The organism is Isoptericola sp. NPDC057191 (genome assembly GCF_042670225.1).
In the GTDB taxonomy this organism is placed as follows: domain Bacteria; phylum Actinomycetota; class Actinomycetes; order Actinomycetales; family Cellulomonadaceae; genus Isoptericola.
The window spans coordinates 29323-55224 of the sequence record NZ_JBHUWC010000005.1; the positions used below are offsets into that span (position 1 = coordinate 29323).

Here is a 25902-nt window from a genome sequence, read left to right on the forward strand (position 1 = left end):
TCGACGAGGAGTTCTCGCCAGGAGCCGTCATCAGGAGGAAGCCATGACCACCACCGACACCGTGCGACCGTCGCTCACCGCGGCGGAGCTCGCCGCCGTGCGCGCGGACTTCCCGCTGCTCGGACGCACGGTGCGGGGTGGTCGGCCGCTCGTCTACCTGGACTCGGCCGCCACGTCGCAGAAGCCGAACGTGGTGCTCGAGGCCGAGGTCGACTTCTACGAGCAGCGCAACGCGGCCGTGCACCGCGGCGCGCACCAGCTCGCGGAGGAGGCGACGGAGGCGTTCGAGGACGCCCGGGAGGCCGTGGCGGCCTTCGTCGGGGCGGACACCGACGAGATCGTCTGGACGCCGGGCGCGACGTCGGCGCTCAACCTCGTGGCCTACGCGTTCTCGAACGCGACGGCCGGGCGCGGGGGAGCGGCGGCCGAGCGCTTCCGGCTGGCGCCCGGGGACGAGATCGTCGTCACCGAGGCGGAGCACCACGCGAACCTCGTGCCGTGGCAGGAGCTGTGCGCCCGCACGGGGGCCGTGCTGCGGTGGTTCGGCGTCGACGAGCAGGGTCGTCTCGACCTGTCCGACCTCGACGGGCTGATCACGGACCGCACGCGGGTCGTCGCGTTCGGGCACGTGTCGAACGTGACCGGGGCCGTGGCCCCGGTCGCCGAGCTCGTCGAGGCCGCCCGGCGCGTGGGGGCGCTCACCGTGCTGGACGCGTGCCAGTCGGTGCCGCACCTGCCGGTCGACCTGCACGCCCTGGGCGTGGACCTCGCCGCGTTCAGTGCGCACAAGATGCTCGGCCCGACCGGTGTCGGCGCCCTGTACGGGCGGCGCGAGCTGCTCGAGGCGATGCCGCCCGTCACGACCGGCGGCTCCATGGTCGAGGTCGTCACCATGGCCGAGACCACCTACGCCCCGCCGCCGCAGCGGTTCGAGGCGGGGACGCAGATGGTGGCCCAGGCCGTCGGCATGGGTGTCGCGGCGCGCTGGCTCGACGAGCTCGGCATGGACCGGGTGGCCTGGCACGAGCAGGAGCTCGCCGCGGAGCTGGTGCGGATCGCGGAGATCCCGGGTGTGCGGATCGTCGGCCCGGCCGACACCCGCGACCGCCTGGCGGTCGTGTCGTTCGTGGTCGACGGGGTGCACGCGCACGACGTCGGGCAGGTGCTGGACGACCGCGGGATCGCCGTGCGGGTGGGGCACCACTGCGCGCAGCCCCTGCACCGGCGGTTCGGTGTGGCGGCGACCGCGCGCGCGTCCGCCTCCGTGTACACCACCACCGAGGAGATCGCGGCGTTCCGGGAAGCACTGGCGGGCGTGCGCGCGTTCTTCGGTGTGGACTGACAGCAGGCGGAGAGGACAGCAGTGAGCTCGCTCGAGCAGATGTACCAGCAGGTGATCCTGGACCACGCGAAGCGCCCGCACGGCCGGGGGCTCGTGGAGGCGCCGGTCGACCACCGGTCGGGGGAGTCGCACCAGGTGAACCCGACCTGCGGCGACGAGATCACGCTGCGCGTGGACGTCGACGGGTCGACGGTGGCGGGCGTGTCCTGGGAGGGTCAGGGCTGCTCCATCTCGCAGGCGTCCGCCTCCGTGATGACGGAGCTCGTCACGGGACAGGACCTCGCGGACGTCGCGCGGCTGGACGCCGTGTTCCACGACCTCATGGGATCGCGCGGCAAGGGGCTGGACGACGAGGACGCGCTCGACACCCTCGGGGACGCGAGCGCGTTCACGGGCGTCTCGCAGTACCCCGCCCGCATCAAGTGCGCGCTGCTCGGCTGGGCGGCGCTGAAGGACTCGCTGGCGCGCAGCGGCGCGCTGGCCGGATGACGTACCGGCCCGACCGGACACCGGAGGAGACGATGACCGAGAACACCACCGACACGGGCACCCCGCCCGTCGCGGCACCGACGCCCACCACGGCCGCGGACGTCGAGGAGGCCATGCGCGACGTCATCGACCCCGAGCTGGGCATCAACGTCGTCGACCTGGGTCTCGTCTACGGCATCCAGGTGGACCAGAACAACATGTCCACCATCGACATGACGCTCACGTCGGCGGCCTGCCCGCTCACGGACGTCATCGAGGACCAGGCGGGCACCGCGCTCGAGGGACTCGTCGACGGCTTCCGCATCAACTGGGTCTGGATGCCGCCGTGGGGCCCGGAGAAGATCACCGACGAGGGCCGCGAGCAGCTGCGGATGCTGGGCTTCAACGTCTGATCGAAAAGTCAGAGATATCGGATACACGAAGGTCTCGTCCCTCGGGGCGAGACCTTCGTGTCGTTGGGGCTCGACTGCGATGTCGTCGCCGCGACGACGACCCGTCGGCGCGTCAGTCCCGGGTGGCCTGACCATGCCGGAGGGCACCGAGCTCCCGGGAGGCCGTTGCTGCCGTCTCCAGTAGGAGGTCGCGCCAGCGTTCCAGGTCCGCGGCCGGGATGGACGGGCTCGGGAACACGAGCGTCATCACGAGGGGGAGCGCGTCCGTCGCGGTGAACACCGGGGCCGCGAAGCTCAGCTGACCAGCGATGACGCCGCCAGAGGTCGTGCCGTAGCCCGGTCGCGCACCGCCTGCGCGATGGCAGTCGCCTCCGACCGCGTGCGCCCGGCGAGGGACGCCTCCAGGGCGCGGGCGGTCATCGTCCGTGGCAGGTGGGCGAAGAACACCTGGCCCGAGGCGGAGTCGAGGAGCGGGAGCGAGGCGCCGACCCGCGCAGTGAGAGAGAGGGCGTGCGCGCCGTAGTCCCACCGCACGATCATCGGGCCGCTGTCCGTCCACACCGCGAGGTTGACCGAGTGCCCGGTGGCCTCACTGAGGGCCACCGAATGCTCGGAGGCGATCGCCACCTCGTTCGTGCGTCGGAGCGCTTCGCCGCCGAGCCGCCGGGTCGCGGGACCGAGGTCGTACTTGCCGGTCGAACGGGACTGGGTCGCGGACGTGCTGGAGGACATGCTGGAGGACATGCTGGAGGACATGCTGGAGGACATGCTGGAGGACATGCTGGCCACCGTTGATGCCTCACAGATCGAGATGGAGCTCCGAGGCAAGCTCGCCGGCTGAGGCGCTGTAGGAGCCCGGTGCGACGGAGGCTGCCCCGACTGGTGGCCCACGGCTTGGCCTCGGTGGCGGGTACTGGATTGCGATCCGCCGCAGTCGAGTCGTGCGGCGGGGACGAGAAGCGTGCGCTGGCGCAGCAGCTGGTGGCCCTGGCCAGGGCGGCGGGGGTCGATCTGGTCGGTCTGAACGGGTTCTTGACCGGGTTGACCAAGCAGCTCCTGGAGACCGCTGAACCTTCGCGATGGCGTATCCGCGCAGTCCCAGGGGTTGGCCTCTTCCGGTGACGAGGACGGGGCCGCGTCGGCGTTTGCGTGCTCCGTCCGAGGCCTGGGCGCCAACTCCGGTCCATGACGTCTGCACGGGGACCCACGACCGGCGCCACCGTCGCAGCGGGGAACGTCTACGCGCGAGGATCGATCGAGCGACGGCTGGGCTCTCAGTCCCGCCGGCGCAGTGCGTCCACCACGAGATCGAGCAGGCGTGCGATCTGCTCGACGTCGGATCTCGTCGCCGTGGCGACGAACAAGCCGTGGAGCAGCACGGTGACGTCGTCGGGTCGGATGTCCGAGCGGAGGGACCCGTCCGCGACCCCCGCCTCCAGCAGCGGGGCCACTGCCGTCGTGATCCGTTCGCGGGTGGCCTTCATGGGCGCCTGCGACTCCGAGGTCCCGGCGCGGAGCGTGTCGATCATGCCGCGCTTGGTCGCCGCGAACTGGGTGTATCTCGTGAGCCACTCGCGCAGTGCGGCGATCGGGGCGAGTGCGTCGAGCAGTGCGGCGGAGGAGGTGGTGAGGTCCTCCAGCTCGGCGGCGTAGACAGTCTCGACGAGTGCCTCACGTGTCGGGAAGTGCCGGTACAGCGTTCCCGCGCCAACGCCGGCGCGGGCCGCGACGGTGTCCATCGCGAAGCTGCCGCCGTGCGCAGCGAGCTCCTCACGCGCGACGGCGACGATCCTGGCGCGGTTGCGTCGTGCGTCGGCACGCATCGGTCGCGGCGCGCTCACGGTCACCGGTGCAGGAGTGGGCGAGGAGGGAATCTCGTCGGTCCCAGGGCGAAGGTGCGAGGAGCGGGCGTTCAAAGCGGAGAGTCCTCCGGTTAGTGCTAGGGTGATGCTTAGCGGAGAGTTCTCCGTCTATGACATCGTCCCACAGGATCGAGCAACCGCCGATGATGAGCAGCACTGACCACACCCCTGGCGGTCGGGGAGCGCTCGCGGGCCACTCCGTCGCGCGCGTCGGTTACGGAGCCATGCAGCTGCAGCGCCTGCGTGGCGACCGTGATGCCGCCGAGAGGGTGGTCCGGCGTGCGGTCGAGCTCGGCGTCGACCATGTCGACACGGCGCCCTTCTACGGTCGCGGCTTCGTCGACGTCGTTCTCCGGGACGTCCTGCGACCGGAGGACGGCGTCACCGTCGTCTCGAAGGTCGGCGCGGAGGCCGCCCCCGCCGGTGCCCCGTTCCCCGTCCGGGTGGCGCAGCGTCCCGAGCAGCTGCGGGCCGGCGTCGAGGCGAGCCTGCGAGGTCTGGGGGTCGAACGCATCGACGTCGTCAACCTGCGGCGCATGGACACTCCACAGCGTGTGCCGGTGCCGGCCGATCAGGTGGTGGATCTGGACGACCAGCTCGCCGTCATGCTCGCGATGCGCGACGAGGGCATGATCGGCGCGATCGGGCTCAGCTGCGTGACCCCTGAGGTCCTGCGTCGTGCCCTGTCCGTCGGGGTTGCGTGCGTGCAGAACCCGTACAGCGTCGTCGCGCGGGAGGACGAGGAGCTGCTGCGCATGTGCGAGGAGGCGGAGATCCCGTGGGTGCCGTTCTTCCCCCTCGGCGGCGGTTTCCCCGGTGCGGCCAAGGCGGGTGACGCCCCGGTCGTGCGCGCCGTCGCCGACGAGCTGGGCATCACCACCTCGCAGGTCGCGCTCGCATGGTTGCTGCACCACTCCCCGCGCACCCTGCTCATCCCGGGCACTGCGGATGTCGACCACCTCGAGGCGAACCTCGTCGCCGGGGCCGTCGACCTCGACACGGAGACGCTGCACCGACTGGACGCCGTCGGATCCCGGACGGCCGGGAACGACTGAGGGGGAACCATGAGCCTCAACCATGACGAGCTCGTCCGCACGAGCGCCGAACTGCACGCCAACCTGAACTTGACCGGCCTGAACCGCGCTGAGGTCGCCTCCGACCTGGGTGTCGCGGCGCAGCAGCTGGACGCCGCCTTGTCGCCGACTAGCAGCGATCCCGTGCTCGTCTGGCAGCTGCGCGACTATCTGCTGCATGCCGTACGAGACGCAGGCGGCGCCCCGGTCCCGTTCTCGGTCCTCACCGATGCCAACAAGCTGCGCGCGCGCCTGTGGTTCAGCTTGCGCAAGGCCCCGCGACACGACTTCTCCACCTGACCCGCCTACCGGGACCTCGTCTTCCGCAGACCCCCTTCTTCTCAAGGAGTACCGATGACCCGCATCACCGTCCTGGGCGGCACCGGCTACGCCGGCAGCGCCATCGTCCGCGAAGCCGCAGCACGCGGCCACGAGGTCACCGCGTTCAGCCGCAGCGCACCCGCCGACCCGGTCCCCGGTGTCACCTACCGTACGGGCTCCGCCCTCGACGAGGAATCACTGGCGTCGGTCATCGACGGCGTGCAGGCGGTCGTCGTCGCTCTCGCGCCCCGTGGCGAGCTCGAGCACGTATTCGCGCAGGCTGTCGACCGGATCGGCGCGCTGGCTCGCGCGGCCGGCGCGCGTCTGGGCGTCATCGGTGGGGCGGGCACGTTGCTCGCCGCGCCGGACGGTCCGAAGGTGTACGAGACGGCTGACTTCCCGGCGGCGTACGTGTCGGACAGCCGCGCGGCCGACGAGGCGCTCGGCGTCCTGCGCGGCTCGACGCAGGACCTGGACTGGTTCGTCGTCAGCCCGCCCCTCGGCTTCGGCTCCTGGGCGCCCGGCACCGCGACCGGCGTCTTCCGCCTGGGCGGGGATGTGCTGCTCACGGACGACGAGGGGCGTTCGGAGATCTCCGGCGCCGACCTCGCGACGGCCGTCGTCGACGAGCTCGACAGCCCCACGCATCGTCGCTCACGATTCACCGCGGCGTACTGACCGCGTGGATCGACCCGCGCGGCGCGAGGGGGTGCCAGCGGCGTGTGGTGCGCGCCGGGGGGCCGATACCCGAGCTTCGGGTCTTCGGCGCAGGCGTCGAACGGGACGTTCGCCAGGCGGGTTGGGGCCGACGCGGTGGCGTGACAGGGGCGGTGAGTCACGGGTGGTGCGGCTGGCTGGCGATCGGCAGGAGCTGGCACGTCACCGCGGCGGGGATTCTGCCTCGGCGACCTCGCGGGACGAGCGGGTCAGGTGTCACCCGTACGTGGAGCAGCCCCGAAGTCGGAGGCGGGCCCGATGGTGACGTTCCCGTGTCTGCGAGGTCCGGCTAGGCCGACTCGCGCAGAAGCAACGAATGGGAAACAGACCGATGTACGGCGGGCCCGCTGGAGGGGAGCGCACCCGAATGCATCTGGACTGCCAGCTCCACACCGAGCCGCCCCACCTCGCCGAGGTCGAGCGCGAGGCTGGAGAGCTCAGGAGTGCTGATACGGCCGATCGGCAGGCCATCGATACCGAGTACGGCGCATTGTCGAGGAACGTGGACGCCCGCCCGCGCCAGCTCCTTCATGACGCCGAACGCGACGATGTCATTGAACCCGATGATGGCATCGACGTGCGGATCCTCGACGAGCATGGCCTGTGCTGCCCGAATGCCCCCATCGACGGACTGCTCGGCGAAATACACCGTCGGCTCGAGCCCGAGCTCGGTCATCGCCGCACGGTAGTGCCGCTGACGCTCAGATATCGAACCCGGCCCGACGATGTCGACCAGCGCGATGCGCCGATGTCCGCGACCGTGCAGATATGCGACGCCAGCCCGCATACCGGGGCCGAAGTCGAGCTCGACCACTCCCCGATGACCAGGCACCGGCGAGGTCTCGAGCGTGACGACAGGCAGGTCGCCGAAGATGCCGTCGTAGTCGGCCGGAGCGACGCGGAGGTAGCCCACGACTGCGTCGACCTGGCCTGCGAGCGACTTGAGCGAGGCCGGCACGCCGTTCGGGCTGTGCGCCGTGTCCGCGATGACGACGCTCCAGCCACGGGTAGCAGCCGTTGCGATCACGCTCGCCGCCAGCTCGGGGTAGTACGGATTGGTCAGGTCGTCGATCACGAGGCCGAGCGTGAGCTGGTGGCCCAGCACCAGCCCGCGGCCGAAGCGGCTAGGCCGGTACCGCAGCTCCTTGGCGGCGGTCATGACCCGCTTCTTCGTCGCCACGCTGATGCCCGGCATGTCGTTCATCGCGCGGGTCACTGTCTGGCGGGAGACCCCGGCGCGGGCAGCGACGTCCAGCACCGTCGGCCGCTTGGCGCCGCCCGTTCTCGTCGATCCGTCGTTCATGATGGCGTCACGGTAACAGCGGGCGTCACTGCTGGAGCCCCCCGGAGATCAGGAACGTGAGAGTGCGTGCCTCGGGCCGCAGCGTGAAGTCCGGCAGGACGTCCGGCCCGCACGCGGCGCTGCCGAGCCCGTGCTGGGCCGCGTCGAGGTAGAGGTGGTGGCCGCGCACGGGTGGGAGCTCGTGCGGGTGAGTGGCGGCGGTGAGCTCCTCGGCCGAGTGCCGGGCGAGCGTGAAGCCCGGCAGCCGTCGCTGCGCGTCGCGGACGGCCTCGATCCGCAGCCAGGGCTCGTCGCCGGCGGCGAGCTCGAGCCAGCGGACGTCGCTGCGGTGGCCGTTCTCCTGCGGGCGTGCGTAGCTCATGGCGAGGTCGTCGACGTCGGCGGCGAACCGGCCGACGAGGGCTGCGCGGCGGCTGTCGGCGTAGGACTCGAGGGGGCCGGTGCCGAACCAGGTCGCGTGGTCCACGGCGGCGGGGACGCCGAGGTGGACGCCGGTGCGCGGCCAGACGAGGTCCCACCCGCGTGACGGGACGATGTCGAGCTGCACGGCGACCGTGTGCTCGTCGATGGGGCGCCACAGGGTGTCCAGCCAGACGGCGAGCTTGCTGTTGGCCGCCGCGTAGCGCGTGCGGGTCAGGACCGCGCCGTCCGCGCCGTCGACGTCCTCGGCGCGCTCGACCCGGCCGACCAGGCGGTCGAGCCCGGCGTCGAGCCACGAGCGCAACTGGCGCTTGTCGTTGTCGATGGGCGCCCGCCACAGGGTGAGCTCGGGGGCGGTCACGGGCCGGCCGGCCAGCTCGACCAGCGTGGCGCCGTCGAACACCGCGGGGCCGAGACGGCGGTGGCCGGCCCGGGCGGGCGTGGCCGATCCGTCGACGGCGCGCGGGCGCAGGCCGCCGAAGACGACCTGGTCGCGGGCCGGGGCGCCGCCCAGCTCAAGCTGGGCGGTGGAGACCACGTGGCCGGCGGGCGCCCAGGCGGTCTGCGAACCGAGCACCGCCTCGACGGTGAGCCACGTCTCGGCCCCGAAGCGGCTCTCGCCGGTGGCGGGGTCCACCGGGTCGAGGTGCGGGAGGTCGACCGGGACGGACACGCGTGCCTCGGGTGCGAGAGGCCGGCCGTCGTCGGTCACCTTCACCTCGCCATCGGCCACGGTGATGCCGTCGCGCTCCGCGCGCCAGACGAAACGCACGCCGGAGGTGTCCGCGCTGTGCTGGCGGTTGGTGACCTCGAGCCCGACCTCGCCTGAGCGGGTGGGCGCCAGGCGGAGCCGAATCGGCGCCACGACGGCCTTGAACTCATGCAGGCCTGGGGTCGGGGTGCTGTCGGAGAGGACCATGCCGTCCATGACGAAGTTGCCGTCGTGCACGACCTCGCCGAAGTCGCCGCCGTAGGCGAAGAACTCCGTGCCGTCCGGAGTGGCGGTGCGGATGCCGTGGTCGCGCCACTCCCAGACGAAGCCGCCGTGCAGCCGCGGGTAGGTGTCGACCAGATCCTCGTACTCGCTGATCAGGCCGGGGCCGTTGCCCATGGCGTGGACGTACTCGCACAAGATGAACGGGCGGGTGCGCTGGCGCCGGGACTCGGCGGCGTCGCAGCCCGGCAGCAGCACCTCGGTGCCGTCGCCACCGATGGACGCGGTCTCGGCGATGGACGAGTACATGCGCGAGTAGACGTCGGTGTACTGCCCGGTGTAGTCGCCCTCGTAGTGCACCGGCCGGCTCGCGTCGCGATCGTGCACCCACGCCGCCATCGCGGCGAGGTTCGACCCGGTGCCGGACTCGTTGCCGAGCGACCACATGACGATGCTCGGGCGGTTCTTGTCGCGCTCGACGGTGCGCTCGATGCGGTCGAGGAGCGCGTCGCGCCAGCGCGGGTCGTCGCTCGGGTTGTCCCGCCAGTCCTGCGCCCAGAAGCCGTGGGTCTCCAGATCGCTCTCGAGAATGACCCAGAAGCCGAGCTCGTCCGCGAGCTCGAGCACGCGCGGGTGCGGCGGGTAGTGGCTGGTGCGGATCGCGTTCACGTTGAACTGCTTCATCATCGCCAGGTCGGCGCGGACGAAGTCCTCGTCGAAGACGCGCCCCAGGTCGGGGTGCGTCTCGTGCCGGTTCACCCCGTGGAAGACGACGCGGCGGCCGTTGACGGTGAACTGGTCGCCGACGATCCGCACGGTGCGGAAGCCGAGCCGGGTCGTGACCGTCTCGTCGCGGCCGGTCACGGTGGCCGCGTAGAGGCGCGGCACCTCCGCCGACCACGGCTCGACGGCGGCGACGTCGAGCGGCGCGACGTCGTCGGGGGAGTCCCAGGTCGCCTCCAGCCCGAGGTCGGGGACGGACAGCGTCACCGGGTAGGCAGCGGCGGGCGCCGTGATCTCGGGCGTGATGCGGCCGCGGCCGGTCGCGGCGTCGTAGTCGGCCTGCAGCCACACGTCGTCGATCCGCCCGGCCGGGCGCGCCAGCAGCGTGACGTCGCGGAAGATCCCGGGCAGCCACCACTGGTCCTGGTCCTCGAGGTAGCTGGACGCCGACCACTGGTGCACCCGCACCACCAGGACGTTCTCGCCCGGGCGCAGCAGGGCGGACACGTCGAACTCCTGCGTGAGCCGGCTGCCCGTGCCCCAGCCGACCGACTCGCCGTTGAGCCACACCCTGTACCGGGACTCGACGCCGTCGAACCGGAGAAGCACGTGCTCGGCGGCGGCGAAGTCGTCGGGCAGGGTGAAGCGTCGCCGGTGGTCGCCCGTCGGGTTCGCGTCGGGGGGAAACGGGGGATCCACCGGGAACGGGAACTGCACGTTCGTGTAGATCGGACGCCCGTACTTCCCCTCGCCCTGCAGCACCCAGTGCCCAGGAACCCGGATCTCGTCCCACTCGGCGTCGTCGTAGCCGACCGCCGCCACGGCGTCGACCGCCTCGCCCGCGGGCAGCACGCCGGCCGCCCCGAGCGCACCAGGAGCGCCGTCGAGCAGCCGGAACCGCCACCGGCCGTTCAGCGACAACGACGGCGCGTCCGTCCGCAGCCAGGAGCGTGCCGGCGCACGCAGCCCACCACCCGGCCCGCGCTCGGTGAGGTAGTCGGAGCTCGCGTCGCGCATGCGGTCAGGCCTTTCGATCGGACGGGACGAGGAAGCGATGGCGGACCATCGGCGCGGTTCGAGGCAAGCCATGGTGAACGTTCACGCCGGATCGAGGCTACGAGGTGGGCCCGATGGCCGTCAACCGGCCACCGAACCACGATGAGAACCGCGGGAAATCCAGGATGCCTTGCCATGACGGGGGGATTGACACGTCCCAAGGAGCGGTGGAACATTTCGCGGCGGAGCGTGATCGTTCACGGATGACGCTCGAAGAACCACGACTCGACGAAGAGACTTGGAGACAGCGTGGAACGACTCTCTCGCCGCGCATTCCTGGCCGGCTCCCTGAGCCTGACCGGCTTGGCCGCCGCAGGGGCCCTGTCCGGGTGCTCACCGACCGTGTCGATCTCGTCCGACCCCAAGACCCTCACGCTCTGGTATTGGAACCTCAGCATCGCCGAGAGCCTGCTGGCCACGGTCCGCAAGGGCATCCCAGGGACGCGGTTCCGGTTGGACACCGACAAGGTCAGCACCGGCATCGACGTCAAGCTCCGCACGAGCCTGGCCGGCGGTGCCTACGTCCCCGACGTGACGGCGCTCAACTCGAACGTCGCGACCTACTTCCCGATCGAGGACCAGTTCCACGACCTGAACGAGCTCGGGGCCGGGGAGTACAGCGACAAGTACCTCGAGTGGAAGCTGCAGATGGGGGTCACGTCGAACGACCGACTCTGCTTCTGGCCGATGGACACCGGCCCCACCGCGCTCTGGTATCGCCGGGACGTCTTCGCCGACGCGGGGCTTCCCAGCGAACCCGACGAGGTCACCGCGTCGATGACCGGGTGGGACGCCTGGATCGAGGCGGGCAAGAAGCTGCGCACCGACGCGGACGCGGCCATCATCACGAGCAGCCCGCAGGCCTTCGCCCAGCTGATGGGGGCAAGCGCGGACCGCTACTTCGACTCCGGCGGCGCGCGCCTCTACGACCGGGAGAACTCGGCGGTGCGCCAGGCGTGGGACGTCGCGGTGCAGGCCGGGCAGGAGGGTGTCACCGCACGGGCGTTCACCGACACGGAGAAGAACTCGGCGCTGTCCGCCGGGCGGCTCGCGTCCAACATCGAGGCCGCCTGGTGGGGGCCGCAGCTCCAGGGCGCCGCGCCGGACACCAAGGGGCTGTGGGGTGTCGCCCACCAGCCCGGCCTGGCCGGCAACAACGGCGGGTCGTTCCTGGCCGTGCCGAAGACGGCCAAGGACCCGGAGGCGGCGTTCGCGCTGCTCGCCTGGCTGACGTCGCCGGAGCACCAGGTGACGAGCTACGAGGAGGCCCAGCTGTTCCCGTCCACGCCCGACTCGTTCATGGCGATCGACCCGGACCGTCCCGACGAGTTCTGCGGCGGCCAGCCGATCACGCAGGCGTTCGTCCGCGCGGCGGAGGAGGTGCCGACCACGTTCATCAGCCCGTACGAGAACCTGATCATCGACGGCATCAACCTCGAGCTGACCAACGTCGAGACCCAGAACAAGGACCCGGAACGTGCCTGGGACGACGCCATGGCGCGCGCCGACCGGCTGCTGCAGAAGAAGGGGTTGATCTGATGGCGACGACGACGGCGCCGCCCGTCTCCGGATCGAGCGCGCTCGCCACGCCGACCGGCCCGGCCAAGAAGCCGCGGGGACTCCGGCGGTACTGGCCGCAGTACCTCGCGATCTCGCCCTTCTACCTGCTGTTCCTCGTGTTCGGCCTCGTCCCGATCGTCTTCTCCCTGTTCATCTCGTTCCACGACTGGGACGGCGTCGGGGAGATGAAGTACGTCGGCCTGCAGCAGTACACGTTCCTGATCAGCGACCCGCGGTTCTGGAACTCGGTCGCGAACACCTTCATCATCTGGTTCCTCTCCACGGTGCCGATGATCTTCCTCGCGCTCCTCCTGGCGTTCTTCCTGCACCAGAACATCCGGTTCAAGGGCTTCTACCGCGTCGCGTACTTCCTGCCCAACGTCACGTCGATGGTCGCGATGGCGATCGTCTTCGGGTCGGTGTTCTCCGACTCGTTCGGTCTCGTCAACTCGGCCCTCACGGCGCTGCACCTGGATGCGATCCCGTGGCTGAGCTCCGACTGGGGCATCAAGGTGACGATCGCCGTCATGGTGATCTGGCGGTTCACGGGCTACAACGCGATCATCTTCCTCGCCGGCCTGCAGGCCATCTCGAGCGACCTCTACGACGCCGCGAAGGTCGACGGCGCGGGCACGTGGCGCACGTTCAGCCGGATCACGGTGCCGCTGCTGCGCCCGGTGATCCTCTTCGTGGTGATCACCTCGACCATCGGCGGGCTCGGGCTCTTCACCGAGCCGCAGGTGCTGCTCGGCGACACCGGCGGGCCCAACGAGGCGGGCATGACCATCGTGCTCTACCAGTACAACCAGGCGTTCACGCAGTTCGACTTCGGGTACGGCTCGGCCCTCGGCTGGGCACTGTTCGTCATCGCCGCCATCTTCTCGATCATCAACTGGCGGCTGGTCAGCGAGCGCGACACGCGCGGATGGAGGAAGCACCGTGCCCAGCACTGACACCCGCACTGACACCAGCACCGACACCAGGCCCGACACCCCCGCCGCCGACACGACGACGGGGGCCCGGTCGGCCCGGCCGCTCGCGCCTCGGGCGCAGCGCGTGGTGCGGTCGACCGTGACCCACCTCGTGCTCGTCATCGGCGTGCTGCTGTCGATCTTCCCGTTCTACTGGCTCGTCGCGATGTCGACGAACACGACGGCGGACATCTTCGGCTACCCGCCCAAGCTCACCTTTGGTCCCGAGCTGTGGACGAACATCCAGAACGTGTTCGCGAACATCGACCTGCTCAGCGCCCTCGGCAACACCCTCATCGTGTCGCTCTCCTGCGCGGCGCTGGTGATGTTCTTCTGCTCGCTCGCCGCGTTCACGTTCGCCAAGTACCAGTTCCCGTTCAAGAACGTGCTGTTCGCCCTGCTGCTGGTGACGTTCCTGGTCCCGGCCCAGCTGTCGCTCGTGCCGAACTTCGTGATCATGGCGAACCTCGGCTGGATCGGCACGCTCCAGGCGCTGATCGTGCCGGGCGCCGTGAGCGCCTTCGGCATCTTCCTGCTGCGGCAGCTCGCGGACGGGGCGATCCCGGACGAGCTCCTCGAGTCGGCGCGGATCGACGGTGCGGGGTTCTTCCGCACGTACTTCGCGATCGCCGTGCCGATGCTGCGCGGTGGGCTCGCGTTCCTCGGCATCTTCACCTTCATCGGGGCGTGGAACGACTACGTGTGGCCGCTGGTCGTGTTGATCAACCCGGGCCGGCAGACGCTGCAGGTGGCGCTGTCGCAGCTCAACTCGATCTACAACACCGACTACGGGATGGTCATGGCCGGTGCGCTGATGAGCGTCGTACCACTGATCGGGGTGTTCCTGATCGGGTCGCGACACTTCATCGCCAACATCGCGGCCGGGGCCGTCAAGGGGTGAGCTGACCCGGGGAGCGGGCGGATCGGGGTGGGGTACCCCCAGGAGCCGGCCTCTGTTTCGAGGGAGCTTGTGGAGCACTCGCCCCGCTGCCGTCCCCGAACCCGGCGCGCGCGTGTCTTGCGCGCCGGGTTCGATTCACTCATGGCCTGGCGGACGGGTGCTGGACGACGGGAGCAGCATGGGCAACCTCGTCAGCACCGGAGGCGCAGGAGCGTGAGTGGGCCGACATCCTTGCGGTGAACGTCGACGGCACGCGAGCCGTGTGCGAGGCGGTGCGCCGGGCAGGGATGGGGCGGTTGCTCCTGGCGAGCTCCGTGCACGCAGCAGGGTTCTTGCCGACGGAATCGCCGATCGTGGGGATGCCTGCGCCGCGACCTGACACCCACTACGGGGTGGGGAAGGCTGCGCTGGACGAGGTCGGCGCGTCCTCCAGGCCCGATCGCGCCTCGGTCGCGAGCTGGGGGAGGGCGAAGGAACGACCCATCGAAAGGCTCAGAGCACACCCGCGCCTGCTTCGACGCGACAAACCAGCAGTTCACCACACCTACCCCCGACGACTTTGCCGGGGGCCTGCACCGAGTGGCAGCTGCGACGGCCTCGGAGTCTCCGGCTCAGGTGGACAGGGTCTCCTCAAGGAACTTGATGACCTCCGGCAGCACGCCCGCTGCTTCGTGGGCGACGGCCGGCACGATGTCGAGCCTCACGTTCAGCCCTCGGGCCTCGAGGGTTGACGCCAGGAACGCCGCACGATCGCGGCGACCGGCACCCGCGCGCGCCTCGCGGGGGTCGGAGGCGACAGCGGCCAACAGCTCGCTCGAATCGTCGAGGCCCCCGACCACGACCTGGAGGTCGACGGCGCGCAACGCGTCCAGATCCACCGGCCGTCCGAAGACGAGCGGCGTGTCGCCGATTCCGTGCGGCCACGGCTCGTCGTCCAGCAGTGTGACGCGCCCGGGCGCGCCGATGGAAGCCGCCCGCACCCGATCTGCGTGCAGGAGCGTGAATCGCAGCGCGAACTGGCCGCCGCCCGAGTACCCGGACACCACGACGCGCGCGGTGTCGAGACTCCATCTCTCGGCCGCCTCGTCGATCATGGCCAGCAGAACCTCGTCGTAGCGCACGCCGCCTGCGGCGACCTCCTTGTAGTCGTTCAGCTCGTTCGGGCCGCCGAGGCCCGCGGGGAACAGCGGGGCGAGCACGGCCACACCGGCGCGCTCCGCGAACTCCGCGAGGGAGTCGCGTGTGCTCTCTGCCGTCCGATGAGTGCCGTGCACGGCGACGACCAGCGGCATCGGGTGGGGTAGACCCGGGTAACCGACAGGGACGTAGAGGGAGTAGGAGAACCGTGGGTCGGACCCGAGGGCGAAGAACGGGGTCGCTCCGAGCATGAACTGCAGTGCTGGGTGCCCGTCCGGCAGGCCGTCGGCCCTGAGCCGCGCGTTCATGCGGCGTCCTCGTCGTCGCGTTCGGGAACGTCGACGTCGAGCAGGAGCGCATGCTGCTGTCCGCCATAGCAATCGACGTCGCCTGCTGAGCCCTGGATCACCGGTCGAGGCATGGAGGCCTTCACCGCGAGTGCCGCGGGATGCTCGAAGACACGCACCGTGGCCGCGTCCGCGCCGTAGAGGGACGCGAAGAGATCGGGAGTGAGGATGCCGCTTCCGACGACCCGGTCGTACGCGGCCTGGTCACCGAGCATGATGTCGAACGTCAGCGTGAACGGCCCTGCGTTCTTCGATCGGATGAGGCTGCAGAGCTCCACGAGCGCGGTCATGCGGCGGATCCTTCCAAGGTCGGACCGATCGGACCTCGCGGCGCCTGGGCGACGATCGTCTCGAACTCGGTACGGAACAGAGCGGATGGGTCATCGACCACGACGGTGCTGTTGAGCGTGAACTCGTACACGGCCCCTCGATCCATCTCCGGGGGCGAGAAGGGATAGGCGACGGTCGAGACCAGGCCGTCGTACTCGGGGATCGGCAGGTGCGAGAGCACGTGCGCGGCCGTGGCGCCGACGGCGTGAGCGATCTCCTGCGTGGCTGCGGTGACGGTGAGCAGCACGCCAATCTCGTGGGCGGGCTGACCGCGCAACGGCTCGCGCTCGCCGAGGACGGCGTCGTCTCCGTACAGGGTGAATCGGATGTCGACGTCAGCCGGGTCCACGTTCCCAGCAAAGAGCGCCTGGATGCGCTCGGTGAAGTACTGGTTGGCCATCGGCAGGATCTGCTTCAGTCGGGCGATCACGATGCGGTCGCGCACGCCGCCGACGGCCACGGTCTGGAAGCCGCGCAGGCGCGCGCCTTCGAGCTTGTTCGTGTAGGTGTCGGAGGCGTGGAAGCGTGCACCGCGCACCCGCACCATCGTCTCGCTGATCTGCTCGTACTCTGCCGCTGAGGTGTCCAGCACGCCGGACGGTTCGACGACGAGGAAGGGGTCGGCGTTCTCGTACAGCGTGTGGGCCGCGACGGATTGCGCGGTCAGGCGGGATCCAGGTTGCAAGGCTTCGACGTCGAAGTGGTCGTCGCGCAGGTAGACGAGCAGCCCGTCGGCCGATGGCGGCACCGCGCACGCCGCCCCGCACTCGACCGTCTTGGCGGCGTGCCAGGTGAGCCCGGCGTCCGCTCCCTGCAGGTGAGGGAGCGCGGCGAAGAGAGCAGTGTCGCTCGCGCGCCCGGCGAGAACCACGTCCGCCCCTGCGCTCAGCGCTCGTTCGATGGGTTCGGACCCCATCATCGCCACGACGTGGCTGTCGACGAGCGTGGTCGGTTCGATCGGCACGAGGGGTTCGAGGGCACGGATGCGCCCTGCGGATCGGGCGCTCTCCAGCCGTTCGGTCGGCTGATCCGAGTAGATGAGGGCGAGCCGGAGCGACAGACCCTCCGCCTCGGCGATCTCGCGCACGAGAGCGGCGACCCCGTCGACTCCGACGTCTCGACCGCTCGTGCCACACGATCCGACGACGAGGGGCACGTCGAGGCGCGCTCGACCAAGGAGCAACAGCCGCAGGTCACGCCGCACGGCGGCGTCAGAGAGCTTCGGCACCCCGGACCCGAGAGCTGACGGCCCGCTGTCGGTGGATCCGGCATCGCAGGCGATCACATGCGGCCGGCGGGCGAGGCCGGCCTCGAGCGATTCTTCGGTGAAGCCTCCGCCGAGGACTCCGGTGGGTGCGAGAACGCGGATCTCCAAGTTCAGCTCTCCTTTCGGGGCGTGCCGGCATCATCCGCCGGCCGGGTGTCGACGTCGTCGAACTGTCGTGGGTTGATCTCGCGGCGCACGCCGAGGAGGCAGAGGAACGCGACGGCGACGAGGATCGTGGCGTGCAGGAACAGGAAGCGCCAGGACGTCAGGTCGACCATCACACCGATGATGGCCGGGCCGAGCGAGGCCCCGAGAGCGGTCGCGATCGCGTAGAGGCCGGTATAGGTGCCGACGACGGTGGCACTGGGGGCGAGGTTCCACATGATGACGACGCCGTTGATCGAGAACGCGGCGTAGCCGATGGATGCGATGATCACTCCCACCATCGTGACGGGCACGGTCGGCACCGTGAATGCGAGCATGCAGCCGAGAGCGAAGACGATCGTTCCTATTCCCGTGACCTTGCGGCGACCGAACCGGTCGCTCCAGAGCGCGATCGGCACAGCCACGACGATGAAGGCGAGGCCGGCGGGCAGGGCGAGCGATCCGGCCTGACCTCGCGTCAGGCTGAGCACGTCCATGGCGTAGGGGGTCAGCTGGGATCGCATGGCGGCCCAGGTTCCCGCTGTGGCGAAGATCGTCACGAGCATCATCACCCGGCTGCGATCGCGCATCAGGTCGCCGATGACCGCGCGGAAGGTCCACGGGGTCGAGGCGATCTCGGCGTCATCCTCGGCGATCGCCCGCTGATAGCCGGGAGAGCTCGTCTCCTTGATCGTCAGCGCGACGATGATGGTGGCGCACACCATCATCAAGGCCGGGATCGCGAACGCGAGCTGCACACTGCGGTCGACGATGAGCAAGCTGATCAGCGACGACACGACGATGGTGATGCTCGTCGCGACCTTCGCGATGGCGTTCGCAGTGCTGCGCTTGCCTGCCGGCTGGAAGTCGGGCGTGAGCGAGTCGACGGCGGACTTGAACGAGTTGGCGGTCAGGCCGAACAGGAACAAGCAGATGATGAGTGACCCGAACGAGCTGGTGAACGGGATCAGCACGAAGAAGACGGCTGCGATCGGGGCACCGATCACCAGGTAGGGGACGCGACGGCCCCAACGGCTGCGCGTGCGGTCGGACAGATGCCCGATGAGTGGTTGCAGGACGATGCCCAGCACGTTGTCGAGCCCCATCAGCAGGCCGATGAGGGCCGCGCTGGTGGTGTATTGGGCGATGCTCGCCGGAACCTGCGCGTCGTAGAAGTTCCAGACCGACTCCTGCGCGAACACGGCGAGAGCGACGAGCATCGCTGCCCGAAGGTTCAGCCTGCCGCGGTCGGTCACGGGGTGCTTGCCGCTGGTCGGGATCGTTGCTGCGCTCACCAGACTCCTTCGTCTGTCGCTATTTGCTATAGCAACGCACGATACGGCACGCCCGCGCTGGCGACAACCAGGGTCAGACGACGCGCCGGATGTCTCGGTGGGAGCGTTCGCCGTGCCGGAGCGCGATCTCGGCGGCGGCGTCCTCGTCCCCGGCGGCGATCACGTCCAGGAGCGCCTGGTGATCGCCGTAGCGCTCGCGGATGCCGACCGCCGACACGCGAGTCAGCGTCCGCGTCGCCTCCGCACGCTCTGCCGGGCTGAAGGCGCGCGACTGTTCAAGCAGCCGCGCCAGCACCGGGTTGCCGGCGATCACCTCGATCTCGTCGTGGAATCGGCGGATGCCGTCGAAGGCCCGTCGCGCAGCGCGCTCATCGAGCTGTTCTTGGCTGCCGAGCTGCGTGAGCAATAGCTCGGCGTCGGCTTCCGCCGAGGCGAGCAACGCGGTCAGCCTCTCGATGTCCGTACTCGTTGCCTTACGTGCCGCAAACCGCGCCGTGAGGGCCTGCAGCGTCACCTCGATCTCATCGATCTCCTCGAGGGACTCGTCCGTGAACTCTGCAACACGCATGGTGCGTAGCCCGACCCGCTCGATCTGGCGATCCTGCACGAGGCGCGCAATCGCTTCCCGAACCGGCGTCGGGCTGACACCGAGCATCTCGGCCAGTCCGCGCTCGGTGACCTTGGCCCCGCGCGGGAGCTCGCCGTTCGAGATCGCCGCCCGGATCGACGCGTACGCCTGGTCGCTGAGCGTCGTCGACGTGAGGCTGGAGAGAGCGGGACGCACCATGGGTGCGAGCCTACTGCGGCGCGTCTCACGGCAGGCCAGAGCATCGTCGTCGGCCTCGCGTGCCGCACGGGCCTCGGCCTCGGCGACCCACATGCAGGACGACGAGCGTGCGGCCTCGACGACCTGGCGCAACCGCTTCACCTCGACGCCTGTGCTGGTGGTCGGGGGCGCGGTGGTGAGAACACCTCTCAGGGCCACGCCCCTGGTGGTCAGCTCGTCTGCGATGTCGCGTGCGTGCGAAGAGGGGACCCGCGGATGTGGAAGCGCTTGTCCACTTCTCGTAGCATCGCGGAATGGGCGATCTCCGGCGGGACGCGCAGCTCAACCGGGAGCGCATACTCGCGGCCGCTCGTGTGCTCTTCGCCGAGCGGGACCTGCAGGTGCCGACCTCCGAGATCGCCCAGCGTGCTGGTGTCGGTGCGGCGACGATCTATCGCCGCTTTCCGACCCGCGATGCGCTTGTCGCGGCGGTCTTCACGACGCGGGTGGACGAGTGCGTGTCCCGCATCCTCGAGGCTTCTCGCGATTCGGACCCGTGGCGCGGCTTCAGCGCCGCGATCCAGGCGCTGTGCACCGTGGACGCCGATGGTCGTGGCCTCACACGCGACTTCCTCTCCGCAGTACCGGGCGGTGCGTCCGAGTTCGACGACCAGCGTCGTGTCGCCGAACAGGCCTTCGCCGATCTCGTCCGTCGGGCGAAGGAGGCCGGAGCACTCCGCGCCGAGTTCGGTCGTGACGACCTGACGCTCGTGCTCGCCGCCAATGCCGGCCTGGTCCAGGGTGACGTCGCCGCGCGTCGGGCGGCGTCGAAGAAGCTCGCCGGCTATCTCGTGGCGGGCTTCCGCAACCCGGCGACTTCCTGACCGCCCGTCGGCACGGGCGCAGATCCGGCGGGCGGCTCACGCTTCGACGGACGGCTTCGCGATCTCGATGACGTGCTTGCCGATCACGCCGCCGGCCTCGAGCGACCGATGAGCCTCGGCGATCCGGTCCAGCGGGTACACCTCGTTCACGATCGGTCGCAGCACGCCCTGGTCTGCGAGCCTCGCCACGTCGGTCAGCAGCTGAGGGTCGGGATCGCCACGGAAGATCCGCACGCGTCGCGGCCCGTGGATCGTCGAGCCCAGCACATAGGCCAGGCTCGCGAGGCGTCGGTTCATGTCGATCGTGATGGCCACCATCCGTCCGCCAGGGCTCAGCAACCGGCGTTGACCGCGAAAGTCCGACCCTGCGGTGTCGACGATGACGTCGAACCGGCCGAGCGCTGACAGCGGGGTGCTGCGATAGTCGATCGCCTCGTCCGCACCGAGGCTGCGCGCGGTGCTGAGCGCCTCGGCACGCGCGAGGGCGGTCACGTGCGCGCCATAGAGCTTGCCGACCTGCACCGCGAAGCTGCCCACGCCCCCCGTCGCGCCTCGCACGAGCAGGCGTTCGCCAGGCTTGATCGCGGCCTTGTCGCGCAACGCCGTGACGGCGTTGGTGGCACCCGCCGGGATGGTCACCGCCTGCAGCGCGGTCAGGGTGGACGGGGCCGGTGACAGTCGACTGCGTCGTACCGCGAAGTACTCGGCCGCCGTGCCGGGGGGCGTCTCGCTGATCGCCCAGACCATCTGGCCGACCTCTACATCGTCGACGTCGGCGGCCACCTCGACGACCTCCCCCACCAGATCGATGCCGGTCCGCATCGGGAACTTCTTCCCCAGCACCGCGCTCAGCCGCCCCGCGCGCCCTTGGACCTCACCGCCGTTGAGGCTCGTCGCCAGCACGCGCACCAGCACCTCACCGGCTGCCGGACGGGGCATCGGCACCTTCGCGATGCGCAGCACCTCCGGGGGTCCGTACCGGTCGAACACCGCCGCTCGCATCTCCGTCACGACGTCTCCCTTCTCGCACGACGTTCTCGTTTCGCAGCGACCCTACGAGTGGTCGCTCGGCACTTCGCCGACAACGCGCAGAAGTGGGAGAGCGAGCATCGACGCACTCGCAGAACGCCGCTGTTCGCCGCGGCATGCGAGATTCCCCGGTCTGCCGTGAGCCATGCAGCCGGGCCGCGTGAGATGACAGCCGCGGTGAGAGATCGTCCTTACGCGACTCTCCTCGCCGCGGCTCCGACTTCGCCAGCCTGGGCTGCCAGTAGCAGCGACGAGCCACCCGGCGTGGGGTTTCATCTGCTTACTCGCGGCAGCCACCCGCTGACGGTGCCGAGCCGTGCAGCCTGGTCGCTGCGCCGAGCTCGGCTCGCACCATGAGAGGGCGGCATCCGCCGCACCCTGAGACCACGACTCTCCTGTCGGTGTCTCGCAGTCCCGCTCAGCGGGGGCGCGCTCGATTCCCCTGGTTCCCGCACAGCCTCACAGCTCATGGAGAAACCGCAGGTGGATGAGGGTTTGGACAGTTCAACGTCTCCGAAATCCCAGATCTGTCGGGTTAACGAAGGTCTCGTCCTGCGCCGGGGCGAGACCTTCGTGCTTGTCCGCGCCTGCGGCGACTCGATTCGATCCCGCCATCATCGGGCTCGAGCAGCGCCACGACCGCAGGCCGCGGCGAGCTGCTGGTCTACTTCCTGGTCCTTTCGGGGTCCGTGGGGTTGGGCGGGTCCGGGCAGCTGTGCTCGCCCAGATCTCCGATGCCGGGGCTCGTCGAGGCTCAGGAACCCGGAGCTGTCAGGCCGCAGCTGTCGCTGGTTGCGCGCGCGTCACCATGGCGCCAGCTCGAACTGTCACCTGTCCGAGCAGCAGCCGCTGCGGCGTCGTCGAAGGAGCGCGTCGTGCGGAAAGTGGCTGGCCCGGCGTGTTCGACGTCGTCGAGGACGACCGTCATCGACGGGGGACCTCGACGTCCACCGAACCTTCGGAGGTGGCGCGGACCGTCAGCTCGCCGTGCCGGGTCGGGACGGTCGCAGAGGCCCAGTCCAGGTCACCCAGCCGAGGGTTGATGCGCACCCTGTCCCAGCCGTCGGCGAGGACCTCGATGCCCAGGACGGTGCTCGGCAGCAGAAAGGCCGGTCCCGCAGACCAGGCGTGGCACAGGCTCGCAGGACGAGGTTCATGGACTGCCGTGTGACGAACGCTCCACGCGCGAGCTCGGCGTTGGAGAGCCCCGGCCTCTGGTGCAGCAGCTCGAGGCAGGCGTGCTGCGGAACGGTGAGGCCCAGGGGGCGCAGTACCGCGTCCATCGCTCCGCGCAGTACCGCGGCAGCCTCCTTGAGCAGGTAGCCGATCGACTCCTCCAGGGGGCCGATGACGGGGGGTTGACATTCAATGGCTGTGGAAGCGGCCGAAGGAGGTGCACGATGGCGCAGCTGGGCATCGAGCGGGTGGTGCGGGGCCCGTGGTCCCTCGCGATGAGCAGGGAGTTCTGGGAAGGTTTCGCACCAGCGGCGCTGCCTGATGCGGACGCTCCGGGCGCCTCGCTGAGCACGGTGTTCCGGGTCGATACCGACTGGTCCAGCGCGAGCGCCGTCGTCCGACAAGACGGTGCGCAGGCGACGATCACCGTGCGCGGGGACGGCGACCTCGACGCCGCGGCCGACCAGGTGGCACGTTTCCTGGCGCTCGACGTCGACGCCACGGGGTGGCCCGAGATCGGCACGCGCGACCCGGTGATCGGCGCCGCCCAGGCGGCGCTGCCGGGCTTGCGGCCGTGCGGCTTCCACTCCCCGTACGAGGCTGCCGCGTGGTCGGTGCTGTCGCAGCGGGTCCGCATCGTGCAGGCCGCCCGCACTCGGCGCGAGCTGATCGACCGGCATGGTGACGATGGCGCGTTCCCGGCGCCGGCTGTTCTCGCGGCGCTCGACCTCGATCTCCCTGGCCGCAAGGCCGAGTACCTTCACGCTGTGGCCGAGGCCGCCCTCGAGGGGCGGCTCGCGGGCACCGTGCTGCGCGCGATGGACCCCCGCGAGGCTCTGACCTCGGTCCAGGACATCACGGGCGTCGGCCCGTTCGCCGCCGAGCTCATCGTGCTGCGCGGAGCCAACGTGCCGGACGCCTTGCCGGCTCGGGAGCGGCGGCTCGACGCCGAGGTCGAGGCGCTCTACGGGCCCGGCGCGTCGGTCGCCGAGGTGGGCGAAGGCTGGCGGCCGTTCCGGACGTGGGCTGCCGTCCTCCTTCGCGCGCAGCGGGAGAACCGCTTGCACGAGATCGCCGGCCGTCGGTGAGGCGCGTCGCTGCGGCATGCGGCGGCGGCCGGCTGACGACAACCGCGAGGCCGACAGCGTGCCGGTCGTCGACCGATCACGGTCTCGCCGCTCGGTGCCCCGCTGAGGAACTCCTGTCCCACCGCTGACGGCGGCCGACGTAGCGCTTGCTCGCTGCTGCGATCCTGCGGATCTCCTCATCGAGGGGGTGTCCGCTGCGGCCGCGGAGCGGAAGGCCCCGCCCTCTCGGAGGACGGGGCCTTCGACGTGCCCGCGGGGTCTCGCCGACCCCACGGTTCTCGTCGTGTCGAGGCTCAGACGGCGACGGGTTCGCCGTCCGCCACGTCCTGGTCCTGGACCTGGTGGGCGGAGGGTGCCGGGAGCTCGGCCCGCTGGCGCGGGATGAGCAGGACGACGAGCGCGCCGACGGCGGCTGCCGCCGCGCCGATGACGAAGCAGAGCTGGAAGGCGCCCTCGGTGGGGATCGCGGGGGTTCCCGGCGCGAGGGTGGTGGTCTGGCTGGTGAGGACGATCGCCATGACGGCGCCGGCGACGGTGGTGCCCATGGAGCGCATGAGGCTGTTGAGGCCGACGCTCGCGGCGGACTCGGTGGGCGGGACGTTGCTGAGGATGAGCGTGGGCATGGCGGCGTAGCCGATGCCGACACCGGCGGAGGCGACGCAGGACGCCAGCATGAGCTGCCAGGGGGCGTCCATGAGGAACACGGCGACGACGTAGCCGAGGGCGAGCACGGCGCCGCCGACGGCGAGGGTGACGCGCCCGCCGAGACGGGTCAGCATGCGCGAGGACACCGGGGTGAAGAGCATCATCATCAGGCCCGCGGGAGCCATCCACAGGCCGGCCTCGAGGATGGTCTGACCCAGCCCGTAACCGGTGGCCTCGGGCATCTGGAGCAGCTGCGGCACGACGATGGACTGCGCCATCATCCCGAAGCCGATGAGGAGTGCGGCGAGGTTGGTGAACAGCACGGGCTTGCGGGCGGTGGTGCGCAGGTCGACCAGGGGGTCGTCGTGGCGCAGCTCGTACCAGCCCCACACCAGCAGGACGACGACGCCGCCGACGATCAGGCCCAGAGTGCTCGCGGCGTCCCAGCCCCAGTCGTTGCCCTTCGAGACGCCGACGAGGAGGGCGACGAGCCCTGCTGCGAGGCCGAGCGCGCCGACGACGTCGAGGCGGCCGGGGTGGGCGTCGTGCACGTGCGGGACGACGGCCAGGGTGCTGACGGTCATGACGGCGGCCAGCGCGGCCGAGACCCAGAACAGGACGTGCCAGTCGAAGTCCTGCGCGATCCAGGCGGCCAGCGGCAGGCCGAGCGCACCGCCGACGCCGAGCGTGGCGCTGATGCCGGCGACGGCGGTGTTCCGCAGGTGCGCGGGTGCCGTCTCCCGGACCATGCTGATGGCGACCGGGATGTAGCCCATCGCGATGCCCTGCAGCACCCGGCCCGCGATCATGGGGCCGACGGAGTCGGAGACCGCGCACACGAACGATCCGATCACGAGGACCGCGGCCGAGACGGCGAGGACCGGCTTCTTGCCGTACAGGTCGGCCAGGCGCCCCGCCACGGGCATGGCGACACCGCCTCCGAGCAGGGTCGCCGTCACGACCCAGGACGTGTTCGCGGCGGACGTGCCGAGGAGCTGGGGGAGATCGCTCTGGATCGGGATGACCAAGGACTGCATGAGCGCGGCGCACAGGCTGCTGAAGCCGAGGACGACGATGACGGCCACCGCGCCGGCGGACGACCGTGACGCCGGTGCGGCGTCAGGGGAGGGGGACTTCATGGCACTCCTCGCGGGATGTGTAAGATACATAGCAACTTGTGTATGGTACCTACATATCTGGTCGAGTCAACTCTGGAGGACCGATGCCGTCTGGGACACTGTCGTCCGTGACGCCTGCTCCCGATCACCGCCCGCTCGGCGACGACCGCCGGGCCGCGGGCCTGCTGGTCCAGCTCGAGGTGCACCGACGCATGGCCGAGCACCGCAGCCCCCTCGGCGTCGCCGACGGTCGGCTGCTGTGGTTGCTCTCCGACGGCCGGCCCCGGACCCTGCGGGAGATCGGCGACGCGCTGCGACTCGAGCAGTCCACCGTGAACCGTCAGGTCAACGGCGCGCTCGCCGCAGGCCTGCTGCGACGGATCGCCGAGCCGGGCCGGTCTGCCCGGCTCGTGGAGCCCACCGACGAGGGGCTCGCCGCCTACGAGTCGGCCACCGCGACCGCCCTCGGCGAGTTCGAGGCCGGGCTCGCCGCCCTCGGGGCCGAGGTCGGCACCTTCCTCGACCTGCTCGACCGGTTCGTCGACGCCTACGGCGACGCGGTGCGGAGGTAGCACGGTGTGCCGACTCGACGCCACGCTCAGGACGGGGCGC

Annotated in this window: 26 protein-coding genes and 1 pseudogene; 14 read left to right on the forward strand and 13 right to left on the reverse strand. The window is 70.4% G+C overall.

Translation table 11 applies throughout. The annotated features are described in order from the left end of the window. Window positions 1-43: 43 nt before the first annotated feature. From ACFT55_RS01875 to ACFT55_RS01885, 3 genes are read left to right on the forward strand one after another with little or no spacing between them, the layout of a single operon-like run. Window positions 44-1342: a cysteine desulfurase gene (locus ACFT55_RS01875; protein WP_380240913.1), complete on the forward strand. Its 1299-nt coding sequence runs from the start codon at window positions 44-46 to the stop codon at window positions 1340-1342. Window positions 1343-1363: 21 nt separating this feature from the next. Next, window positions 1364-1831: a Fe-S cluster assembly sulfur transfer protein SufU gene (gene sufU / locus ACFT55_RS01880; protein WP_380240915.1), complete on the forward strand. Its 468-nt coding sequence runs from the start codon at window positions 1364-1366 to the stop codon at window positions 1829-1831. A gap of 32 nt (window positions 1832-1863) precedes the next feature. Beyond that, on the forward strand, window positions 1864-2223 hold the full coding sequence (locus ACFT55_RS01885) for a metal-sulfur cluster assembly factor (RefSeq protein ID WP_380240917.1): 360 nt from the start codon (window positions 1864-1866) through the stop codon (window positions 2221-2223). A 294-nt stretch (window positions 2224-2517) separates the two neighbouring features. Here ACFT55_RS01885 and ACFT55_RS01890 read toward each other — a convergent pair whose 3' ends face one another. After that, a complete protein-coding gene (locus tag ACFT55_RS01890) occupies window positions 2518-2955 on the reverse strand; it encodes a hypothetical protein (protein ID WP_380240919.1) in 438 nt (145 codons plus the stop codon). On the opposite strand from ACFT55_RS01890, the gene ACFT55_RS01895 reads away from it, so the two are divergent. After that, window positions 2942-3064: a hypothetical protein gene (locus ACFT55_RS01895; RefSeq protein WP_380240922.1), complete on the forward strand. Its 123-nt coding sequence runs from the start codon at window positions 2942-2944 to the stop codon at window positions 3062-3064. The genes ACFT55_RS01890 and ACFT55_RS01895 overlap by 14 nt on opposite strands. 433 nt (window positions 3065-3497) lie before the next feature. Here the strand turns inward: ACFT55_RS01895 and ACFT55_RS01900 are convergent, their stop codons facing one another. Beyond that, a complete protein-coding gene (locus ACFT55_RS01900; protein ID WP_380240924.1) occupies window positions 3498-4064 on the reverse strand; it encodes a TetR/AcrR family transcriptional regulator in 567 nt (188 codons plus the stop codon). A gap of 164 nt (window positions 4065-4228) precedes the next feature. On the opposite strand from ACFT55_RS01900, the gene ACFT55_RS01905 reads away from it, so the two are divergent. From ACFT55_RS01905 to ACFT55_RS01915, 3 genes are read left to right on the forward strand one after another with little or no spacing between them, the layout of a single operon-like run. Continuing rightward, window positions 4229-5140, forward strand: coding sequence for an aldo/keto reductase (locus ACFT55_RS01905; RefSeq protein WP_380240926.1), 912 nt, complete (start codon window positions 4229-4231; stop codon window positions 5138-5140). 9 nt (window positions 5141-5149) lie between these two features. Continuing rightward, on the forward strand, window positions 5150-5458 hold the full coding sequence (locus ACFT55_RS01910; RefSeq protein ID WP_380240928.1) for a DUF2316 family protein: 309 nt from the start codon (window positions 5150-5152) through the stop codon (window positions 5456-5458). A gap of 54 nt (window positions 5459-5512) precedes the next feature. Next, a complete protein-coding gene (locus tag ACFT55_RS01915) occupies window positions 5513-6157 on the forward strand; it encodes an NAD(P)-dependent oxidoreductase (protein WP_380240931.1) in 645 nt (214 codons plus the stop codon). A 328-nt stretch (window positions 6158-6485) separates the two neighbouring features. Here ACFT55_RS01915 and ACFT55_RS01920 read toward each other — a convergent pair whose 3' ends face one another. Further along, window positions 6486-7499 carry a LacI family DNA-binding transcriptional regulator gene (locus ACFT55_RS01920; protein WP_380240933.1) on the reverse strand — a complete coding sequence of 338 codons (1014 nt, stop codon included), beginning with the start codon at window positions 7497-7499 and terminating at the stop codon, window positions 6486-6488. Window positions 7500-7524: 25 nt separating this feature from the next. Next, a complete protein-coding gene (locus ACFT55_RS01925; protein ID WP_380240935.1) occupies window positions 7525-10593 on the reverse strand; it encodes a glycoside hydrolase family 2 TIM barrel-domain containing protein in 3069 nt (1022 codons plus the stop codon). Window positions 10594-10881: 288 nt separating this feature from the next. On the opposite strand from ACFT55_RS01925, the gene ACFT55_RS01930 reads away from it, so the two are divergent. The 4 genes from ACFT55_RS01930 (at window position 10882) to ACFT55_RS01945 (ending at window position 14795) form a co-directional block, all read left to right on the forward strand. Then, window positions 10882-12171 carry an extracellular solute-binding protein gene (locus ACFT55_RS01930; protein WP_380240937.1) on the forward strand — a complete coding sequence of 430 codons (1290 nt, stop codon included), beginning with the start codon at window positions 10882-10884 and terminating at the stop codon, window positions 12169-12171. Continuing rightward, window positions 12171-13145 (forward strand): carbohydrate ABC transporter permease, encoded by a 975-nt coding sequence (locus tag ACFT55_RS01935; RefSeq protein ID WP_380240939.1) that lies wholly within the window; start codon window positions 12171-12173, stop codon window positions 13143-13145. Before ACFT55_RS01930 ends, ACFT55_RS01935 begins: the two co-directional genes overlap by 1 nt. Continuing rightward, window positions 13132-14064, forward strand: a complete 933-nt coding sequence (locus tag ACFT55_RS01940) for a carbohydrate ABC transporter permease (RefSeq protein ID WP_380240941.1) — start codon at window positions 13132-13134, stop codon at window positions 14062-14064. The genes ACFT55_RS01935 and ACFT55_RS01940 overlap by 14 nt, the downstream gene beginning before the upstream one ends. 146 nt (window positions 14065-14210) lie before the next feature. Then, window positions 14211-14795, forward strand: coding sequence for an NAD-dependent epimerase/dehydratase family protein (locus tag ACFT55_RS01945; protein WP_380241000.1), 585 nt, complete (start codon window positions 14211-14213; stop codon window positions 14793-14795). On the opposite strand, the gene ACFT55_RS01950 is transcribed toward ACFT55_RS01945, so the two are convergent. The 5 genes from ACFT55_RS01950 to ACFT55_RS01970 all read right to left on the reverse strand — a co-directional run bounded on the left by ACFT55_RS01950 (window position 14676) and on the right by ACFT55_RS01970 (window position 19512). Further along, window positions 14676-15356, reverse strand: coding sequence for a hypothetical protein (locus ACFT55_RS01950; protein WP_380240943.1), 681 nt, complete (start codon window positions 15354-15356; stop codon window positions 14676-14678). The genes ACFT55_RS01945 and ACFT55_RS01950 overlap by 120 nt on opposite strands. Before the next feature lie 149 nt (window positions 15357-15505). Next, a complete protein-coding gene (locus ACFT55_RS01955) occupies window positions 15506-15838 on the reverse strand; it encodes a DUF4387 domain-containing protein (protein ID WP_380240945.1) in 333 nt (110 codons plus the stop codon). Then, window positions 15835-17253 carry an acyclic terpene utilization AtuA family protein gene (locus ACFT55_RS01960; RefSeq protein ID WP_380240947.1) on the reverse strand — a complete coding sequence of 473 codons (1419 nt, stop codon included), beginning with the start codon at window positions 17251-17253 and terminating at the stop codon, window positions 15835-15837. Before ACFT55_RS01960 ends, ACFT55_RS01955 begins: the two co-directional genes overlap by 4 nt. A 2-nt stretch (window positions 17254-17255) precedes the next feature. Then, window positions 17256-18584, reverse strand: a complete 1329-nt coding sequence (locus ACFT55_RS01965; RefSeq protein ID WP_380240949.1) for an MFS transporter — start codon at window positions 18582-18584, stop codon at window positions 17256-17258. 73 nt (window positions 18585-18657) lie between these two features. After that, window positions 18658-19512, reverse strand: a complete 855-nt coding sequence (locus tag ACFT55_RS01970) for a GntR family transcriptional regulator (RefSeq protein ID WP_380240950.1) — start codon at window positions 19510-19512, stop codon at window positions 18658-18660. 152 nt (window positions 19513-19664) lie between these two features. Here ACFT55_RS01970 and ACFT55_RS01975 point away from each other — a divergent pair, with 152 nt between their 5' ends. Next, window positions 19665-20234 carry a TetR/AcrR family transcriptional regulator gene (locus ACFT55_RS01975; protein ID WP_380240951.1) on the forward strand — a complete coding sequence of 190 codons (570 nt, stop codon included), beginning with the start codon at window positions 19665-19667 and terminating at the stop codon, window positions 20232-20234. A 36-nt stretch (window positions 20235-20270) separates the two neighbouring features. On the opposite strand, the gene ACFT55_RS01980 is transcribed toward ACFT55_RS01975, so the two are convergent. From ACFT55_RS01980 to ACFT55_RS01990, 3 genes and pseudogenes are all read right to left on the reverse strand, one after another. Continuing rightward, complete coding sequence (locus ACFT55_RS01980) at window positions 20271-21197, reverse strand: NAD(P)-dependent alcohol dehydrogenase (protein WP_380240952.1); 927 nt, start codon at window positions 21195-21197, stop codon at window positions 20271-20273. Between the two features lie 990 nt (window positions 21198-22187). Then, complete coding sequence (locus ACFT55_RS01985) at window positions 22188-22313, reverse strand: hypothetical protein (RefSeq protein WP_380240954.1); 126 nt, start codon at window positions 22311-22313, stop codon at window positions 22188-22190. A 56-nt stretch (window positions 22314-22369) separates the two neighbouring features. Continuing rightward, a pseudogene (locus ACFT55_RS01990) lies at window positions 22370-22582 on the reverse strand (MarR family transcriptional regulator); the annotation flags it as partial. Here ACFT55_RS01990 and ACFT55_RS01995 point away from each other — a divergent pair. After that, the gene (locus tag ACFT55_RS01995; RefSeq protein WP_380241004.1) at window positions 22481-23527 is read left to right on the forward strand and encodes a DNA-3-methyladenine glycosylase family protein; all 1047 of its coding nucleotides are present in this window, start codon (window positions 22481-22483) and stop codon (window positions 23525-23527) included. The pseudogene ACFT55_RS01990 and the gene ACFT55_RS01995 sit on opposite strands and share 102 nt — an antisense overlap. 293 nt (window positions 23528-23820) lie before the next feature. Here the strand turns inward: ACFT55_RS01995 and ACFT55_RS02000 are convergent, their stop codons facing one another. Next, window positions 23821-25311 (reverse strand): MFS transporter, encoded by a 1491-nt coding sequence (locus tag ACFT55_RS02000; RefSeq protein WP_380240956.1) that lies wholly within the window; start codon window positions 25309-25311, stop codon window positions 23821-23823. A 107-nt stretch (window positions 25312-25418) separates the two neighbouring features. On the opposite strand from ACFT55_RS02000, the gene ACFT55_RS02005 reads away from it, so the two are divergent. Continuing rightward, window positions 25419-25862, forward strand: coding sequence for a MarR family winged helix-turn-helix transcriptional regulator (locus tag ACFT55_RS02005; RefSeq protein ID WP_380240958.1), 444 nt, complete (start codon window positions 25419-25421; stop codon window positions 25860-25862). The last annotated feature ends 40 nt before the right edge of the window (window positions 25863-25902 follow it).